Below are 16,635 nucleotides of genomic sequence, written 5' to 3' on the forward strand. Positions count from 1 at the left end.
ATGTTCGGTAAATTAAGCCTGGAGGCGATACCCTATCACGAGCCGATAGTCATGGTGACGCTTGCCATGATCGCGCTCGGCGGTATCGCTGTCGTCGGTCTTATCACCTATTTCCGCAAGTGGACCTACTTGTGGAGCGAGTGGCTGACTACTGTCGACCACAAAAAGATCGGCGTGATGTACATCATCGTCGCGATGGTCATGCTGCTGCGCGGCTTTGCCGACGCCATCATGATGCGTACCCAGCTGGCTGCCGCAACCGGCGGCTCCGAAGGCTATCTGCCGCCTGAACACTATGACCAGATCTTCACTGCTCACGGTGTGATCATGATCATCTTCATGGCGATGCCGTTCTTCACCGGCCTGATGAACCTGGCGGTTCCTCTGCAGATCGGTGCACGTGACGTTGCCTTCCCGTTCCTGAACTCCCTGAGCTTCTACCTGCTGCTGGCAGGCGTGCTGCTGGTCAACATCTCGCTGGGCGTTGGTGAATTCGCCAAGACCGGCTGGGTTGCCTATCCGCCGCTCGCGGGCATTCAGTACAGCCCTGGGGTGGGTGTCGACTACTACATCTGGGCGCTACAGCTATCCGGATTGGGTACGACGCTTACCGGCGTGAACTTCCTCGTCACCGTGATGAAGATGCGCGCACCTGGCATGAAGCTGATGGACATGCCGATCTTCACCTGGACCTGCACCTGGGCCAACGTACTGATCGTCGCTTCGTTCCCGATCCTGACTGCTGCACTCGCTCTGCTGACTGTTGACCGTTATCTGGACTTCCACATCTTCACCAACGAGCTTGGTGGGAACCCGATGATGTACGTCAACCTGTTCTGGGCGTGGGGTCACCCTGAGGTTTACATCCTGATCCTGCCGGCCTTCGGCGTGTTCTCGGAAGTAACTTCGACGTTCTCTGGCAAACGCCTGTTCGGCCACCACTCGATGATTTACGCATCGGGCGCGATCGCCATCCTCGGCTTTGCTGTATGGCTGCACCACTTCTTCACCATGGGTGCCGGCGCCAGCGTCAACACCTTCTTCGGCCTGGCGACGATGCTGATCTCCATTCCGACCGGTGTGAAGCTGTTCAACTGGCTGTTCACCATGTACCAAGGCCGTGTGCGCTTCACCGCACCGATGCTCTGGACCCTGGGCTTCATGGTCACCTTCTCCATCGGTGGCATGACTGGCGTACTGCTGGCCGTTCCGGGTGCTGACTTCGTTCTGCACAACAGCCTGTTCGTAATTGCGCACTTCCACAACGTGATCATCGGTGGCGCGGTATTCGGCTACATCGCCGGTTTCGCCTTCTGGTTCCCGAAAGCCTTCGGCTTCACCCTGAACGAGAAGTGGGGCAAAGCTGCCTTCTGGTTCTGGCTGTCGGGCTTCTACGTTGCGTTCATGCCGCTGTACGCCCTGGGCTTCATGGGCATGACCCGTCGTCTGAACCACTCCGACAACCCACTGTGGGAACCCTACCTGTACGTAGCCGTTGTCGGCGCCGTGCTGATCCTGTTCGGTATCGCTTGCCAGCTGATCCAGATCTTCGTTTCGGTCCGCGACCGCAACCAGAACCTGGACGTGACCGGCGACCCATGGGGCGGCCGTACCCTGGAATGGTCGACTTCTTCGCCACCTCCGTTCTACAACTTCGCTCACATGCCTGAGAAAGTTGGCCTGGACTGCTGGCACGAAGCCAAGGAAGCAGGCGTTGCGTACAAGGCTCCGGCCAAGTACGAAGCCATTCACATGCCGAGCAACACCGCTACCGGTCTGTTCATGGGCCTGTTCCTGACCGTCTTCGGCTTCGCCTTCATCTGGCACATCTGGTGGCTGGTTGGCGCGAGCCTGGTTGCAACCATCGCTGTCTTCGTTCGCCACGCTGCACGTGACGACCAGGGCTACATGGTTCCGGCCGAAGAAGTGGCGCGCATCGAAGGCGAGCGTATGAAAGCGCTGGCCAAAGCAGGTGCTCTGCCTGCCGGCGCACGTGTCGAATCGTTTGAGCGGGTGTAATCAATGTCCAGTCAAGTAATGCACGGCGGCGCTGCTCATGGTCACGACCATGGGCATGACGACCACCACCACGACTCGGGCCAGATGACCGTACTGGGTTTCTGGCTGTACCTGATGACCGACTGCATCCTGTTTGCGTCGCTCTTCGCCACCTACGCGGTGCTGTCCGGCAGTTTTGCCGGCGGCCCGTCGGGTCACGACATCTTCCAGCTCGATTTCGTAGCTGTTGAAACGCTGTTCCTGCTGCTGTCCTCGATCACCTTCGGCTTCGCCATGCTGAAGATGTTCGATGGCAAGAAAGCAGGTGTACTGGGCTGGTTGGCCGTGACCTTCCTGTTCGGTGCAGGCTTCATCGCGATGGAAATCTATGAGTTCCATCACCTGATCAGCGAGGGCTTCGGCCCGCAGCGCAGTGGCTTCCTGTCGGGCTTCTTCGCCCTGGTAGGTACCCACGGTCTGCACGTGACTGCTGGTCTGATCTGGATGGCAATCATGATGTACCAGATCAACAAGCACGGCATCACGCCGACCGCCAAGACCCGCATGAGCTGCCTGAGCCTGTTCTGGCACTTCCTGGACGTGGTCTGGATCTGCGTATTCACCGTCGTTTACCTGCTGGGGGTTCTGTAATGGCTAACGCACACGACACTCATCACGAAGGTAATCACGGCAGCGTCAAGTCCTACATGATCGGTTTCGTACTGTCGATCATCCTGACTGCGATCCCGTTCGGCCTGGCCATGACCGCCAGCCTGCCGAAGAACCTGACCGTTCTGATCATTGTTGCCATGGCCGTGATCCAGGTAGTTGTTCACCTGGTTTACTTCCTGCACATGGACCGCTCGAAAGAGCAACGCAACAACGTTTCGACGTTCCTGTTCACCACCTTGGTGATCGCTCTGCTTGTCGGCCTGTCGCTGTGGATCATGTTCAGCATCCACTTCGAAATGTTGGCCAAGTGAGGTAAGACTGCATGTCCGTTAAGCACTTTATCCAAATCACCAAACCGGGGATCATTTTCGGTAACGTGCTTTCCGTGGCAGGCGGTTTCTTCCTTGCCTCGAAGGGCCATGTGGATTTCGCCCTGTTCCTGGCGGTGGTGATCGGTACTTCGCTGGTGGTTGCGTCCGGATGCGTGTTCAACAACTGCATCGACCGTGACATCGACCACAAGATGGAGCGCACCAAGAACCGCGTCATGGTTCAGGGCGGCATGTCGCTGCCCCTCGCGCTGATCTACGCCACCCTGCTCGGGGTGGCGGGTTTCAGCTTGCTGTATGTCCAGGCCAATCCGCTGTCTGCGTTCTGCGCACTGATTGGCTTTGTCGTCTACGTCGGTTTCTACAGCCTGTGGCTGAAGCGTAAATCGGTGCACGGCACCTTGGTCGGCAGCCTGTCCGGTGCCATGCCTCCGGTGATCGGCTACTGCGCCGTGAGCAACAGCTTCGACCTGGCTGCGGTAACCCTGCTGGTGATGTTCAGCCTTTGGCAAATGCCGCACAGCTTTGCCATCGCGATCTTCCGCTTCAAGGATTACAGCGCTGCCAACATTCCGGTTCTGCCGGTGGCACGTGGCATCCTCGCGGCGAAAAAGCAGATCGTGCTGTACGTGCTGGCCTTCGTGCTCGCCACCCTGATGCTTACCCTCGGCGGTTACGCCGGCCTCGGCTACCTGGCCGTGGCCGCTGCCATGGGCCTGTACTGGCTGTACATGGCCTGGGGTGGTTACAAGGCTGAAGACGATAGCAAGTGGGCCCGCAAGGTGTTCGGCTTCTCCATCCTCACCGTTACTGCCCTGAGCGTGATGATGGGTGTGGACAGCCAGACCGCTGCGGACGTGCTGATGACCTACGCTCGCTGAAACTGCTGCCTGTTTCACGAAAACCCCGGCCTCTGCGCCGGGGTTTTTTTATGGGTTTTTCTGTGCCGGCCTCTTCGCGGGCAAGCCCGCTCCCACAGGCATTTCGCAGGTTTTGCGTGTGGCGCGGTCCCGGTGGCAGAGGGCTTGCCCGCGCAGAGGCCGGCACAGGGAAATATAAATTTTATATTTTCAAATAATAGATCTGAAAAAATATAACAAAACAGGAAATTATCCTTTACGTGTATCATGTTTCGGGATTATCTTCTGATTCAGGCCGCCACATCGGCCAGCGTCGCTCGGACGGTTCCGGGCGCTTACGTACTCAGAGGAAGCCATGGCCAACCCAGGTTCGCCGCGCCGCTTTGCGCGCATCGATCGTCTCCCCCCTTACGTCTTCAACATCACTGCCGAGCTCAAGATGGCCGCCCGCCGCCGTGGCGAGGACATCATCGACCTGAGTATGGGCAACCCCGATGGCGCCACTCCGCCGCACATCGTCGAGAAGCTGGTACAGGTCGCCCAACGTGAAGACACCCACGGCTACTCCACCTCTCGCGGCATCCCGCGCCTGCGCCGGGCCATTTCCAACTGGTACAAGGATCGCTACGAGGTCGACATCGACCCGGAAAGCGAAGCCATCGTTACCATTGGTTCGAAGGAGGGCCTGGCCCATCTGATGCTGGCTACCCTGGACCAGGGCGACACGGTGCTGGTGCCCAACCCCAGCTACCCGATCCACATCTACGGCGCAGTGATCGCCGGTGCCCAGGTGCGTTCGGTGCCGCTGGTACCGGGTGTGGACTTCTTCAACGAGCTTGAGCGGGCCATCCGCGAGTCGATCCCCAAGCCTAAGATGATGATCCTCGGCTTCCCGTCCAACCCTACCGCCCAGTGCGTGGAGCTGGACTTCTTCGAGCGAGTGGTGGCCCTGGCCAAGCAGTACGACGTGCTGGTGGTGCATGACCTGGCCTATGCCGACATCGTCTACGACGGCTGGAAAGCCCCGTCGATCATGCAGGTCCCGGGGGCCAAGGACATTGCGGTGGAGTTCTTTACCCTGTCCAAGAGCTACAACATGGCCGGCTGGCGCATCGGCTTCATGGTCGGCAACCCTGAGCTGGTCAGCGCCCTGGCGCGGATCAAGAGCTACCACGACTACGGCACCTTCACCCCGCTACAGGTCGCGGCCATTGCGGCGCTGGAAGGCGACCAGCAGTGCGTCCGCGACATTGCCGAGCAGTATCGCCAGCGCCGCAACCTGCTGGTCAAAGGGCTGCACGAACTGGGCTGGATGGTCGAGAACCCCAAGGCGTCGATGTACGTGTGGGCGAAGATCCCGCCGGAGTATGCGCACCTGGGTTCGCTGGAGTTCTCCAAGAAGCTGCTGGCCGAGGCCAAGGTCTGTGTGTCGCCGGGGATCGGTTTTGGTGACTATGGGGACGACCATGTGCGCTTTGCTCTGATCGAGAACCAGGACCGTATTCGCCAGGCTATCCGCGGAATCCGGCAAATGTTCCGGGCTGACGGTTTGGCTCGCAAGTAAGCCTATCGGGGCTGCAAAGCAGCCCCAACTACCTCTTGGGTGAGCTTTCCGCCTGCCTTCTGGTTACCCGTACGCCTACCTTCAGCACTCATTTCTCACCAAAGAGATCCCCATGAGTGTCTTCACCGCCTACTTCTGCGGCACTGGTTCGCACCGTTTTGACGACGCCAATCCCAACTTCTGGAATGGCGAGCTGGTCTCGACCCTGGCCAGCAACGACCAGAGCCGGGAATTTGCCCACTGGATCGCCGTCGACGGCCCAGGCAGCGGCAACCTTCAGGATGACAACCTGTTCGTCGTACCCGGCGGCTATTTCAACTGGACTGGCCAGCTGTTTGGCCGCGGCTGGGAGGAGAACGTCAACCATGTGCTGCAGGTCATCAAAGGCGAAAGCAGTTGGCGGCGCACCAAACTCAGTGAGCAAGAATACGAGCGGCTGAAAGCTGCCGGCGTGCCGATTCCGGATGTTTCTTCCTCCGCCTCATGGTTCTGGCGAACCTACGACTACGGCGATCGCCACCCAACCCCGCAGGAACTGCAGGAGCGCATCATCAGCATGTTCCGCAAACCGCGCCTGCCAACCCAGGTCAACCTGGTGGGCTGGAGCAGGGGAGGAATCAGCTGCCACATGCTGGCCAATGCCATGGCGCAAGACCCTGTATTGCGGGGCATACCGGTGAACATATTTGCCATTGACCCGGTGCCTGGGGTCGGTAACGTGCAAGCCGAGCGCGTAACGTTGGCTGATAACGTCAAAGAGTACGTAGGCTTCTACTCGAGGGATGAGCGCTCCAAAGGTTTTGCCTGCGTGATCCCTTCGGTCGCCAGAGGGACACGGATATGCGTTTATCCTATGCCGGGCCGTCATGCCACACTGGTGGGCAACGCCTCGGCTGATGGCGCAGGCGATGGCAAGGTGCTGGTCGAACCTGGGCTGATCGTTCGCCACTTTGCCGAGGTTTGCCTGACCCGCTGGGGCGTGCGACTGGACAAACGTCTGGCCTTGAGCAGCAGCCAGTTGATGAAGTATCACCAGGTCATGGCGGCCGCCGACAGGCAGTATCAGGCCATGCGCAGTAAGTCTTACACGGTACTCACCGAGGGCGATGAGAACGATCGTCTGGTGCATTGTGGTGAGGTGCATACGCAGTTCAGCAAGGTACAGGGAGGCAACTACAAGCCGAGCGCAGGCCTGGGTTTACAACGCTGGGATGCTGAAGCCTACCAACCCATCTGCTAGCTGAAAGGGGGCGGCCGGTGAATGCACTGGTCGCCCTTGTTCAGTGGCCGGATCAGCGGCAACTTTTTTTGCATTCCCCCTCTATCCAGCGGCCCCTGGTTGGATTAAAAATGGCGCCGCGGGCCAGCCCCGATAACAACCACCTTCCCTCCGTGACATCATGTCTGAATATAACCCTTGCCTTGACTGCGGCGCCTGCTGCGGGTACTTCCGTGTGTCCTTCTTCTGGGGCGAATGCCAGTCTGCCGGGGGCTTAGTGCCGGACGACCTGGTGGTGCAGATCAACCCCACGCGCGTTGCCATGATCGGCACCGATGCCAAGCCTTGCCGCTGTGTCAGCCTTCAGGGCGAGATCGGTAAAGAGGTGGCTTGTACGATTTACGCCAACCGTTCCAGCCCGTGCCGCGAGTTTGATGCGTCGTGGGAGGGTGGGGTGCATAACCCGAGCTGTGATGATGCGCGGGCAGCGTATGGCCTGCCGCCGTTGACTCCGCCAGAGGCCAACGAGCCGCATTGGCCGGATGATGGGGCTGAGGTGGCCTGAGCGTTTTTCGTTAGCCTGTATTTCAGGCCAGTGATTCCTGTGAAGGACACGCGCGCCCCTTGGTGCATGGCGTGCTATCGCGTTGTACAAACAAGGCGGTTGCGCGCGGCTGTCACAGGCATAACTGACCCGAAACGAATGGTGCGCGTTGGTGCAGGCTGCACTGGCCCGAAACGAATGGCGCGCGTTGGTGCAGGCTGCACTGGCCCGAAACGAATGGCACGCGTTGGTGCAGGCTGCACTGGCCCGAAACGAATGGCACGCGTTGGTGCAGGCTGCACTGGCCCGAAACCAATGTAGGAGCGAGCTTGCTCGCGATGCGCCGCGCGGGCGGCGCTCGATTTGCGCACCACCACAAAAACCAAGGCATGCACACGGTGGCCCTGTCGCAATCTGCAATTGCAGGGGTTGAGAAATGGCCTGATGTACCTGTCGGGTGGGCCGGTAGCGGCTGGCAGGTGCATGCCTTGAGTTGTTCGTCGCCTATGAGATCGAGCGCCGCCCGCGCGGCGCATCGCGAGCAAGCTCGCTCCTACATTTGTTTCGGGCCAATTATTCCTGGGGGAGTTGCGCGCGACCCCTTGGCGCATGGCGTGATATTGCGTTTTTCAAACAAGGCGGTCGCGCGCGGCTGTCACGGGCATAACTGGCCCGAAACGAATGGCGCGCGTTGGTGCAGGCTGCACTGGCCCGAAACCAATGTAGGAGCGAGCTTGCTCGCGATGCGCCGCGCTGGCGGCGCTCGATTTGCGCACCACCACAAAAACCAAGGCATGCACACGGTGGCCCTGTCGCAATCTGCAATTGCAGGGGTTGAGTAATGGCCTGATGTACCTGTCGGGTGGGCCGGTAGCGGCTGGCAGGTGCATGCCTTGAGTTGTTCGTCGCCTATGAGATCGAGCGCCGCCCGCGCGGCGCATCGCGAGCAAGCTCGCTCCTACATTTGTTTCGGGCCAATTATTCCTGGGGGAGTTGCGCGCGACCCCTTGGCGCATGGCGTGATACTGCGTTTTTCAAACAAGGCGGTCGCGCGCGGCTGTCACAGGCATAACTGGCCCGAAACGAATGGCACGCGTTGGTGCAGGCTGCACTGGCCCGAAACGAATGGCACGCGTTGGTGCAGGCTGCACTGGCCCGAAACCAATGGCACGCGTTGGTGCAGGCTGCACTGGCCCGAAACGAATGGCACGCGTTGGTGCAGGCTGCACTGGCCCGAAACGAATGGCACGCGTTGGTGCAGGCTGCACTGGCCCGAAACGAATGGCGCGCGTTGGTGTAGGCTGCACTGGCCCGAAACCAATGTAGGAGCGAGCTTGCTCGCGATGCGCCGCGCGGGCGGCGCTCGATTTGCGCACCACCACAAAAACCAAGGCATGCACACGGTGGCCCTGTCGCAATCCCCGGTCATGTCTGCCCACTCACACTCTGTAACCGTAAACCTCATTGGGCCCGCCAGACATCGCTATCCTGCCCTGGACATGTCTTTCAAGGATGACCACATGCCCAAACCCCATGGCTGTCTACTACGTCGCGGAAGGTGTTCGGAGCCTGGCCGGCTGTACATGCTGACTTCGGTTACCTATCACCGCCGTCCATTGTTCCTGAACTTCCAATTTGCGCGCTTGGTAATTCAATTTCTTCGTAGAGCAGATCAGGAGCACCATTGCCGGTCATTGGCCTGGGTCGTGATGCCCGACCATGTACATTGGCTGCTTGAGTTGAAAGACGTGACACTCGGGACATTGATGCAGCGTTTCAAATCCCGAACCAGCCATGCTTTGCGCAAAGCTGGAGCAAGGATGGTGCCGGTCTGGCAGGCGGGTTATCACGACCGGGCTTTGCGTCATGATGATGATGTGGTGAAGGTCGCCAGATATATCATCGCCAATCCGCTAAGGGCAGGATTGGTCTCCAGGATTGGGGATTATCCACACTGGGATGCGGTCTGGCTCTGAGGGCATGCCTTAAGGGACAGGAATGACTGGCCCGAAACAAATGTAGGAGCGAGCTTCGCTCGCGATGCGCCGCGTGGGCGGCGCTCGATCTACGCGCCCCTGAAGATCCCAAGGCAAGTCTCCTCAAACACACTCCATAACCCAAGACCTGCCCCACCCCACCCACATGACGTTAAACTGTCATCTCCCCAGCAATGGACAGGAGATCCGGTGTGACCCCACCCCGCAGTTTCCCCAGCGACCTCTGCCTCGACAGCCCACGCCTGCAATTGCGCCCCATGCGCCATGCCGATGCCGCGCAGTGGCTGGCGATCATGGCCGACCCCGAGGTCATGCGCTATTGGCACCATGCACCCTGGCAAGACCTGGCCGAGGCCGAAAGCGCCCTGGCCGCCGACCGCGAAGCCTATGCCAATGGCGACCAACTCAAGCTCGGTATGTACCGCCGCGACAACGGCGAACTGATCGGTATGGTCCAGCTGTTCAATATCGATGACGTTTCCCGTCGCGGCGAGATCGGCTACTGCTTGGCCAGTTCGGTGCAGGGCAGGGGATATATGGATGAAGCCTTGACCTGCTTCATCGACTACATCGCCAATACGCTGCATATGCGTCGTCTCGAAGGCGAGATCGACCCGCGCAACCAGGGCTCGGCACGCACCCTGGAGCGCCAAGGTTTTGTGCTGGAAGGCACCTTGCGCGCGCGCTGGTGCGTGGCTGGCGAGCTGTCCGACTCGGGTATTTACGGCTTGCTGCTGGAGCCGCCAGTAGTCTGATCTCGTAACACCCGAGCGTGAATTTGGAAGCGGGGCAGGGCCTGGGTTAAGGTCGTAGGCTGTCCCGTTTCTCTCAGGAATCCCCTTTGCCCGTTTTCTACCTGAGTATCAGCTTGCTGCTGTATTTGCTCGCCCTGTTCTTTGATGGCGCACTGATGGGCGGCGAGCGTCACATGCCGGCCCTGCAGATGCTGCTGTACGGGCCATGGGGTATGCCATTCGGCTTGTACCAATGGTTCGCCAACCCACTGCTGGCCCTGGCCATCCTTGCCCATCGGCGGTTTCGCCGGCTGGCCTTGCTGGCCGGGCTTGCCGCGGCGTATCTGGCTGCCAGCAGTTTTGGCATCGACCGCTTGCCGGATAACCGCACCTACGAGTTTCATGACCTTACCGGCTTTGGTGCAGGCTTCTACCTGTGGCTGACAGCGATGGTGGTGTTTTGCCTTGGGCAAGCCTGGTTTTGCTGGAAGGCGCGAAGAGCTGACGACGTGCCAGGCTGGAACTGGCTTGATGTCGCCTTGATTGCCGCCCTGGGGGTAACGTTGTATGCAGCGACGCAAATGCCCTCGCTGCGCTTCGAACCAGGCAAGGTGCTGATGCCCCCGGAGCAGCCGCAGACGCTTTGATACCCACAAGGAGGGTTAGCATGACCAAGCATTACCTGGCAGGCCTGGTACTGGCTTGCGTGCTACCGGTAGCGATGGCGGACGACTACACGGCGGCCTACGGACAGTGCATGGACAAGGCCTCCAGCACCGTGGCCATGAATGCGTGCATCGGGGCCGAAACGCAAGTGCAGGACCAGCGGTTGAACCGGGTGTACAAGCAATTGATGGGCAAGCTGGATGCCGGTCAGCAGAAGAGCCTGCGGGATGTACAGCGCAAGTGGTTGGCCTACCGTGATGGCAATTGCCAGTTCCATGTACAGGCCAGTGGCGGGACCATGGCGCAGTTGGAAGGTGGCAGCTGCATCATGGACATGACCCGCGACCGCGCTGCGGAGCTGGAGCGGGTGCTTAGCCCGGGGCAGTAACGCCTGTTCAGGCATGATTGGCCTACATTTGCAGGCGCGGGTTCAGTCGCGAACATCGGCTTTGCCGGTGTCATGCACCGCGTTGCCTTCTTCGCGGGTAAACCCGCTCCTACAGGGTGCTGGTTCTATTTGCGCGGTTGGCGCAGCGCCCGGGCCTTGAGGTACTCGCGCACTTCCACGGCATCCCCGGCAAACTCGATGCGCTCGGCCTTGGCTTCGCGCTGGTAGGCATACATCGGGTCGTAGTATTCGTTCAGCAAGCCTTCGATCCAGCCCCGGTGCAGGTCTACTGCGCCGCTGCGCTGCTGCTCTTCCAAGGCTTCGCGCAGCATCTCGGACAAGCGCTGATGGCGCTCTCCACCCAAACGCTTGTAGATATTGGCCATGCTCTGCAGCATGCGCTCGGCAAACAACCGGGGACCGTCTTCCTCGCCATGCACGGCTATGAACTCGGCACTCAGGTTGACCACGTAGTCGCGCAGGATGCGCTCCACGCGGTTGGTGAAGCTGTCTTCAAGCCACACCAGCGGGTAATGCTGCATGCCTTGGTACAACTCCAGCGGCACCGTGCAACTGCCGACAATGCGGCCTTCATCTTCCAGCACGAACTGCCCGATACCGCGGTCGCGCTTTTTCAGCACGTCGATTGCCAGCTGGTTTTCAAAGTCGATCTGCGCCGGTTGCGCCGTGGCGCGCTTGCCGAAACTGGAGCCGCGATGATTGGCGTGGCCTTCAAGGTCGAGCACGTTGTCCAACTGGTGCAGCACATCGGTCTTGCCGGTACCGGTCAGTCCACCGACCAGCACGAAATCACATTGCTCTACCGCTTGCTGGGTAGTCTCCAGCAGGAAGGTACGCATGGCCTTGTAGCCGCCTTTGACACGCGGGTACTGAATGCCCGCCTCATCGCGCAGCCAGCCCTGCACGATCTGCGAACGCAGGCCGCCACGGAAGCAGTACAGGTAACCGTCAGGGTGTGCCTTGGCAAACGCTGCCCAGGCCTCCAGACGGGCCTGCTTGGTGGCGCCACTGACCAGCTGGTGGCCCAGGGCGATGGCGGCGGTCTGGCCCTGCTGCTTGTAGCAGGTGCCGACCTTCTGCCGCTCCTGGTCGTTCATCAGCGGCAGGTTTACCACGCCAGGGAAGGCGCCTTTGGCGAATTCGACGGGGGCGCGCATGTCCATCATCGGCACGTCGTCGAGGAACAGCTGACGGAAGTCGGTGCAGTCGGGGCGCATCAGATCACCTCGACCGCATGGCTCTGTCGCTCGACCAGCTTGCCGATCGGAGACAGTTTCAGGCCTAGTTCCGCAGCCTCGGCGAGGAACTCGGCTTCACCCTCCGGGGCAACAGCAACCAGCAAGCCACCGCTGGTTTGCGGGTCGCACAGCAGGTGCTTCTGGTCGTCGCTGAGGGCGCCGATCTTGTGCCCGTAGCTGTCGTAGTTGCGCAGGGTTCCACCGGGGATGCAGCCCTCGGCCAGGTAGTGGTCGACGCTAGGCAGGCGTGGCACGGCAGCATAGTCCAGGTGCGCGGTGAGGCCGCTGCCTTCGGCCAGCTCGACCAGGTGGCCGAGCAGGCCGAAGCCGGTGACGTCGGTCATGGCCTTGACCCCGTCCAGCTTGCCGAAGCGGCTGCCGGGCGTGTTGAGGGTGCACATCCAGTCGCGGGCCAGGCCCTGGTCCTGCGCGCGCAGCTTGGCCTTTTTCTCGGCAGTGGTGAGGATGCCGATGCCCAGGGGCTTGGTCAGATACAACTGGCAGCCTACGCTGGCGGTGTCGTTGCGCTTGAGGTGGCGTTTATTGACCACGCCTGTGACGGCCAGGCCAAAGATCGGCTCGGGCGCGTCGATCGAGTGGCCGCCGGCCAGCGGGATACCCGCTTCGGCGCACACCGCACGGCCGCCGCGGATGACTTCGCGGGCGACTTCCGGCGGCAGCACGTTGACCGGCCAGCCGAGGATGGCAATGGCCATCAGCGGGTCGCCGCCCATGGCATAGATGTCGCTGATGGCGTTGGTGGCGGCAATGCGGCCGAAGTCATAGGGGTCGTCGACGATCGGCATGAAAAAGTCGGTGGTTGAAACCACGCCGCGTTCGTCGTCCAGCGCGTACACTGCTGCATCGTCGCGTGACGCGTTGCCGACCCATAGTTTTGGGTCCAGGGCCTGGGTGCCGCTTTCGGCGAGGATCACGTCCAGCACCTTGGGGGAGATCTTGCATCCACAGCCGGCGCCATGGCTGTATTGGGTCAGGCGAATCGGCTCGCTCATACGCACCTCTGCAGGTCAAATTGTTGCGCGATTGTAGCAAAGCTGGCCTTTGGGCCCTTGCCTCTTATAATTCCCGGTGCCGGCAAATGTGTCGGCACTTCCCCGCTATTGAACCGGAGAACACCCATGCTCAAACGCCCCCTGGCGCTCGCCGCCGGCCTCGTGCTGTCTTGCTGTGCCGTTGTCGTTCAGGCCGCCGAAACCCTGCGGGTCAGCGCCATCCCCGACGAAGCGCCGACCGAACTGCAGCGCAAGTTCAAGCCTTTGGGTGAGTACCTGGCCAAGCAATTGGGCATGGACGTGAAGTTCGTACCCGTGGCCGACTACCCGGCGGTGGTCGAGTCGCTGGCCGCAGACCGCTTAGACCTGGCCTGGCTGGGGGGCTTCACGTTCGTTCAGGTGCACCTGAAGGACCCGACCGCCACGCCACTGGTACAGCGTGAGCAGGACGCACAGTTCACCTCCAAGTTCATCACCGCCAACCCCGACGTGAAAAGCCTGACCGACCTGAAGGGCAAGTCGTTTGCCTTCGGTTCCATTTCGTCCACCTCGGGCAGCCTGATGCCGCGTTACTTCATGCTCAAGCAGGACAATATCAAGCCTGAGGAGTACTTCGGCCGCGTGGCCTATTCCGGCGCCCACGATGCCACCGTGGCCTGGGTGCAGGCTGGCAAGGTCGATGGTGGCGTGCTGAACGCCAGCGTGTGGCAGAAGCTGGTGGATGCCGGCAAGGTCGATACCACCAAGGTGAAGGTGTTCGCCACCACCCCGACCTACTTCGACTACAACTGGACCGTGCGCGGCAACATGGACCCGGCATTGAAACAGAAAATCAAGAAAGCCTTCCTGGACCTCGACCCGAGCAACCCGGAGCACAAGGCCATCCTTGACCTGCAGGCCGCCAGCCGTTTCATCGAGACCAAGCCTGAGAACTACAAGGGCACCGAACAAGCTGCACGCGAGGCCGGCCTGCTCAAGTGACAGCTTCGAATGTGGCAATCCATCTGCACGGTGCCAGCCTGCGCCATGGCCAGGTACGCGCGCTTGATGCGGTGAGCCTGCGTATCGCGCAGGGCGAGCGTGTGGCCATCATCGGGCCGTCGGGAGCGGGCAAGTCCAGCTTGCTGCACCTGATGGCCACGGCCGTCCAGCCCAGCAGTGGGCGCCTGGAGTTGCTTGGCGAGCAGCCTTGGGCGTTGTCGGCAAGGGCACGCCAGCGCCTGCGCGCGAGGGTTGGCCTGGTACATCAATCGCCGCCTTTGCCACCGCGTCAGCGAGTGGTGACCGCGGTGCTGGCGGGGCGGCTGGGGCAGTGGGGTACGCTGCGCGGTTTGCTCAACCTGCTGTGTCCCAGCGATGTGCCGGGGGCGCGCCAGGCGTTGGCGGAACTGGGCCTGGCCGACAAGCTGTTCGTGCAGTGTGGGCAGTTGTCCGGTGGCCAGTTGCAGCGGGTGGGCATTGCTCGGGCGTTGTACCAGCGGCCGCAGGTGCTGCTGACCGATGAACCGGTGTCAGCCATGGACCCGGTGTTGGCCGACCACAGCCTCGCCTTGCTCAGTCGCCATGCCCAAGCCACTGGCGTGACGTTGGTGGCGAGCCTGCACGCCGTAGAGCTGGCGCTGGCGCATTTTCCGAGGATTATTGGTATTCGTGAAGGGCAGGTTGTGTTCGACTGCCCGGCGGAAGCCGTGACCGAACAGCTGCTGGAAGCGCTATACGCCAACGAGCAACTGGCTCCGCCGCCAACCCAGGAGCCGACCCTGACCGTGCAGATTCCGCGATGCTGAAGGCTGACGTCCGCGACCCGGCGCTGCTGCCGCGGTTGTTGCTGGCCCTGTTGGCGGTGGCAGTACTCTGGCCGGCTATCCAGTCAAGCGAACTGAACCCTTGGGTGCTGCTGCAGGCGGACAACCGTCAGCAGATTGCCAGCTTCACCAGCGCCTTCTGGCCGCCGGCACATGATGCCGATTTTCTTGCGCTACTGTATGAGGCCACCTTGCAGACCCTGGCCGTGGCGACTGCCGGCATGGCGCTGGCGTTATTGTTGGCGATCCCGGCTGGCTTGCTGGCCAGCCGTGCCTTGTCCTTGCGCGCCGCTTCACGCGGCGGGCGGGCCGGGTTCTGTTCGCGAATGTTGCGCCTGCCGGTGCGCGGGCTGCTGATTTTCCTGCGTAGCGTGCCGGAGATCGTCTGGGCGTTGCTGTTCGTGCGCGCCGTGGGGCTGGGGCCGACGGCGGGCGTACTGGCTATCGCCATCACCTACAGTGGCATGCTCGGCAAGGTTTACGCCGAAATCTTCGAGTCAGTCGACCAGCGCCCTGCGCATGCCTTGTTGCAGGCGGGCAGTGGCCGGCTGGCGGCGTTTTTCTACGGCATCCTGCCCAATGCTGCCTCCGAAGTGGTGTCGTACACCGTGTACCGCTGGGAGTGCGCGGTACGGGCTTCGGTGGTGATGGGCTTTGTCGGTGCTGGCGGGCTGGGCCAGCAGATCGACCTGTCGATGCGCATGTTTGCGGGTGCGCAAGTGGCGAGCATGCTGTTGACGTTCTTGTTGCTGGTGATCCTAGCCGACCTGCTCAGCCGCCTGCTGCGCTGGAGGCTGGCATGAACCGGGTGATCAACTGGGTGCTGTTGGGTGCCATCGTGTCAGCGGTGGTGGCCTCGTTCGCATACCTGGAGCTGGACCTGCACGCGCTGGTCGGCAATGGCGGGCTGGGGCAGATGGGCGAGTACGCCGGGCGCTTCCTGCAGCCGGATCTGTCTGCGGGGCACCTCAAGGCGGTGTGGCGCGGGGCGCTGGAAACCCTGGCCATGTCTGGCATGGGCACCTTGTTGGCAATGGTATTGGGGATGTTGCTGGCACTGCCGGCGGCGGGGCGCTTCGGTTGGCCGTTGCAAGGGGCCGCGCGTTTGCTGCTCAATGCCTTGCGCGCCATTCCTGAGCTGGTGTGGGCAGCGCTGACTGTGCTGGCGGCTGGGCTGGGGCCGAATGCCGGTACCCTGGCTTTGGCGTTGCACACCGCTGGCGTGCTGGGGCGGCTGTTTGCCGAGGCGCTTGAGAACGCCCCGCCCGAGCCGGCGGCGGCGATCCGTTTGCAGGGTGGCAGCCAGGTGGCCGCGTTCTGCTTTGGCACCCTGCCCAACCTGTGGCCGCAGTTACTGGCCTACAGCTTGTACCGCTGGGAGAACAACATCCGCATGGCCAGCGTGCTCGGGTTCGTCGGGGCGGGTGGGTTGGGGCAGATGCTGTACACCACCTTGAGCCTGTTCCAGGAGGCCCAGGCCAGCACGGTGATCATGGGTATGCTGTTGCTGGTGTTGTTCGTGGATCTGTTGAGTGATGTATTGCGCCAGCGTTATGTACGGGCCTGATGGATAGGCGATGTTTCAAA

The 16,635-nt window shown here is 61.4% G+C and carries 18 protein-coding genes; 16 read left to right on the forward strand and 2 right to left on the reverse strand.

The window, feature by feature from the left end; genetic code table 11:
• The 12 genes from cyoB (at position 1) to AC3B5Q_RS03935 (ending at position 10,971) form a co-directional block, all read left to right on the forward strand.
• The gene (gene cyoB, locus AC3B5Q_RS03880) at positions 1-2,019 is read left to right on the forward strand and encodes a cytochrome o ubiquinol oxidase subunit I (protein WP_003248603.1); all 2,019 of its coding nucleotides are present in this window, start codon (positions 1-3) and stop codon (positions 2,017-2,019) included.
• A 3-nt stretch (positions 2,020-2,022) separates the two neighbouring features.
• Positions 2,023-2,649 (forward strand): cytochrome o ubiquinol oxidase subunit III, encoded by a 627-nt coding sequence (gene cyoC, locus AC3B5Q_RS03885; protein ID WP_012051225.1) that lies wholly within the window; start codon positions 2,023-2,025, stop codon positions 2,647-2,649.
• A complete protein-coding gene (gene cyoD / locus AC3B5Q_RS03890) occupies positions 2,649-2,981 on the forward strand; it encodes a cytochrome o ubiquinol oxidase subunit IV (protein ID WP_003248599.1) in 333 nt (110 codons plus the stop codon). Before cyoC ends, cyoD begins: the two co-directional genes overlap by 1 nt.
• Before the next feature lie 11 nt (positions 2,982-2,992).
• Positions 2,993-3,880, forward strand: coding sequence for a heme o synthase (gene cyoE / locus AC3B5Q_RS03895; protein WP_003248596.1), 888 nt, complete (start codon positions 2,993-2,995; stop codon positions 3,878-3,880).
• Positions 3,881-4,214: 334 nt separating this feature from the next.
• Positions 4,215-5,423, forward strand: a complete 1,209-nt coding sequence (gene alaC / locus AC3B5Q_RS03900; RefSeq protein ID WP_021781745.1) for an alanine transaminase — start codon at positions 4,215-4,217, stop codon at positions 5,421-5,423.
• Between the two features lie 112 nt (positions 5,424-5,535).
• Positions 5,536-6,663, forward strand: coding sequence for a hypothetical protein (locus AC3B5Q_RS03905; protein WP_021781746.1), 1,128 nt, complete (start codon positions 5,536-5,538; stop codon positions 6,661-6,663).
• Between the two features lie 160 nt (positions 6,664-6,823).
• Positions 6,824-7,207, forward strand: coding sequence for a YkgJ family cysteine cluster protein (locus tag AC3B5Q_RS03910; RefSeq protein WP_028697385.1), 384 nt, complete (start codon positions 6,824-6,826; stop codon positions 7,205-7,207).
• Positions 7,208-7,515: 308 nt separating this feature from the next.
• Positions 7,516-8,028, forward strand: coding sequence for a hypothetical protein (locus tag AC3B5Q_RS03915; protein WP_321141807.1), 513 nt, complete (start codon positions 7,516-7,518; stop codon positions 8,026-8,028).
• Positions 8,029-8,706: 678 nt separating this feature from the next.
• Positions 8,707-9,162, forward strand: a complete 456-nt coding sequence (locus AC3B5Q_RS03920) for an REP-associated tyrosine transposase (protein ID WP_021781749.1) — start codon at positions 8,707-8,709, stop codon at positions 9,160-9,162.
• 212 nt (positions 9,163-9,374) lie between these two features.
• Positions 9,375-9,938 (forward strand): GNAT family N-acetyltransferase, encoded by a 564-nt coding sequence (locus tag AC3B5Q_RS03925; protein ID WP_021781750.1) that lies wholly within the window; start codon positions 9,375-9,377, stop codon positions 9,936-9,938.
• A gap of 86 nt (positions 9,939-10,024) precedes the next feature.
• Positions 10,025-10,564 (forward strand): hypothetical protein, encoded by a 540-nt coding sequence (locus tag AC3B5Q_RS03930; protein ID WP_103443511.1) that lies wholly within the window; start codon positions 10,025-10,027, stop codon positions 10,562-10,564.
• Positions 10,565-10,584: 20 nt separating this feature from the next.
• Positions 10,585-10,971, forward strand: a complete 387-nt coding sequence (locus AC3B5Q_RS03935) for a lysozyme inhibitor LprI family protein (RefSeq protein ID WP_338444609.1) — start codon at positions 10,585-10,587, stop codon at positions 10,969-10,971.
• Positions 10,972-11,096: 125 nt separating this feature from the next.
• Here the strand turns inward: AC3B5Q_RS03935 and mnmH are convergent, their stop codons facing one another.
• Positions 11,097-12,209: a tRNA 2-selenouridine(34) synthase MnmH gene (mnmH, locus tag AC3B5Q_RS03940; RefSeq protein ID WP_103443513.1), complete on the reverse strand. Its 1,113-nt coding sequence runs from the start codon at positions 12,207-12,209 to the stop codon at positions 11,097-11,099.
• Positions 12,209-13,243 (reverse strand): selenide, water dikinase SelD, encoded by a 1,035-nt coding sequence (selD, locus tag AC3B5Q_RS03945; protein WP_021781754.1) that lies wholly within the window; start codon positions 13,241-13,243, stop codon positions 12,209-12,211. The genes mnmH and selD overlap by 1 nt, the downstream gene beginning before the upstream one ends.
• Before the next feature lie 126 nt (positions 13,244-13,369).
• Between selD and AC3B5Q_RS03950 the strand changes: the two genes are divergently transcribed.
• From AC3B5Q_RS03950 to phnE, 4 genes are read left to right on the forward strand one after another with little or no spacing between them, the layout of a single operon-like run.
• Positions 13,370-14,224, forward strand: a complete 855-nt coding sequence (locus AC3B5Q_RS03950; protein ID WP_021781755.1) for a putative selenate ABC transporter substrate-binding protein — start codon at positions 13,370-13,372, stop codon at positions 14,222-14,224.
• Positions 14,221-15,030 carry a phosphonate ABC transporter ATP-binding protein gene (locus tag AC3B5Q_RS03955; RefSeq protein ID WP_028697388.1) on the forward strand — a complete coding sequence of 270 codons (810 nt, stop codon included), beginning with the start codon at positions 14,221-14,223 and terminating at the stop codon, positions 15,028-15,030. Before AC3B5Q_RS03950 ends, AC3B5Q_RS03955 begins: the two co-directional genes overlap by 4 nt.
• Positions 15,024-15,851, forward strand: coding sequence for a PhnE/PtxC family ABC transporter permease (locus AC3B5Q_RS03960; RefSeq protein WP_488392839.1), 828 nt, complete (start codon positions 15,024-15,026; stop codon positions 15,849-15,851). Before AC3B5Q_RS03955 ends, AC3B5Q_RS03960 begins: the two co-directional genes overlap by 7 nt.
• Entirely contained in the window at positions 15,848-16,615 is a 768-nt protein-coding gene (gene phnE / locus AC3B5Q_RS03965) for a phosphonate ABC transporter, permease protein PhnE (protein ID WP_274149793.1), read from the forward strand. The genes AC3B5Q_RS03960 and phnE overlap by 4 nt, the downstream gene beginning before the upstream one ends.
• Positions 16,616-16,635: the final 20 nt, after the last annotated feature.

The sequence above is a fragment of the Pseudomonas sp. D5(2026) genome (assembly GCF_057766845.1).

Bases quoted from the DNA above. Each gene is read 5' to 3' on its own strand.
- AC3B5Q_RS03910 (WP_028697385.1), top strand. From the start codon at position 6,824: ATGTCTGAATATAACCCTTGCCTTGACTGCGGCGCCTGCTGCGGGTAC.
- phnE (WP_274149793.1), top strand. From the start codon at position 15,848: ATGAACCGGGTGATCAACTGGGTGCTGTTGGGTGCCATCGTGTCAGCG.
- cyoD (WP_003248599.1), top strand. From the start codon at position 2,649: ATGGCTAACGCACACGACACTCATCACGAAGGTAATCACGGCAGCGTC.
- cyoC (WP_012051225.1), top strand. From the start codon at position 2,023: ATGTCCAGTCAAGTAATGCACGGCGGCGCTGCTCATGGTCACGACCAT.
- selD (WP_021781754.1), bottom strand. From the start codon at position 13,243: ATGAGCGAGCCGATTCGCCTGACCCAATACAGCCATGGCGCCGGCTGT.
- AC3B5Q_RS03905 (WP_021781746.1), top strand. From the start codon at position 5,536: ATGAGTGTCTTCACCGCCTACTTCTGCGGCACTGGTTCGCACCGTTTT.
- AC3B5Q_RS03935 (WP_338444609.1), top strand. From the start codon at position 10,585: ATGACCAAGCATTACCTGGCAGGCCTGGTACTGGCTTGCGTGCTACCG.
- AC3B5Q_RS03950 (WP_021781755.1), top strand. From the start codon at position 13,370: ATGCTCAAACGCCCCCTGGCGCTCGCCGCCGGCCTCGTGCTGTCTTGC.
- AC3B5Q_RS03960 (WP_488392839.1), top strand. From the start codon at position 15,024: ATGCTGAAGGCTGACGTCCGCGACCCGGCGCTGCTGCCGCGGTTGTTG.
- alaC (WP_021781745.1), top strand. From the start codon at position 4,215: ATGGCCAACCCAGGTTCGCCGCGCCGCTTTGCGCGCATCGATCGTCTC.
- mnmH (WP_103443513.1), bottom strand. From the start codon at position 12,209: ATGCGCCCCGACTGCACCGACTTCCGTCAGCTGTTCCTCGACGACGTG.
- AC3B5Q_RS03920 (WP_021781749.1), top strand. From the start codon at position 8,707: ATGCCCAAACCCCATGGCTGTCTACTACGTCGCGGAAGGTGTTCGGAG.
- cyoE (WP_003248596.1), top strand. From the start codon at position 2,993: ATGTCCGTTAAGCACTTTATCCAAATCACCAAACCGGGGATCATTTTC.
- cyoB (WP_003248603.1), top strand. From the start codon at position 1: ATGTTCGGTAAATTAAGCCTGGAGGCGATACCCTATCACGAGCCGATA.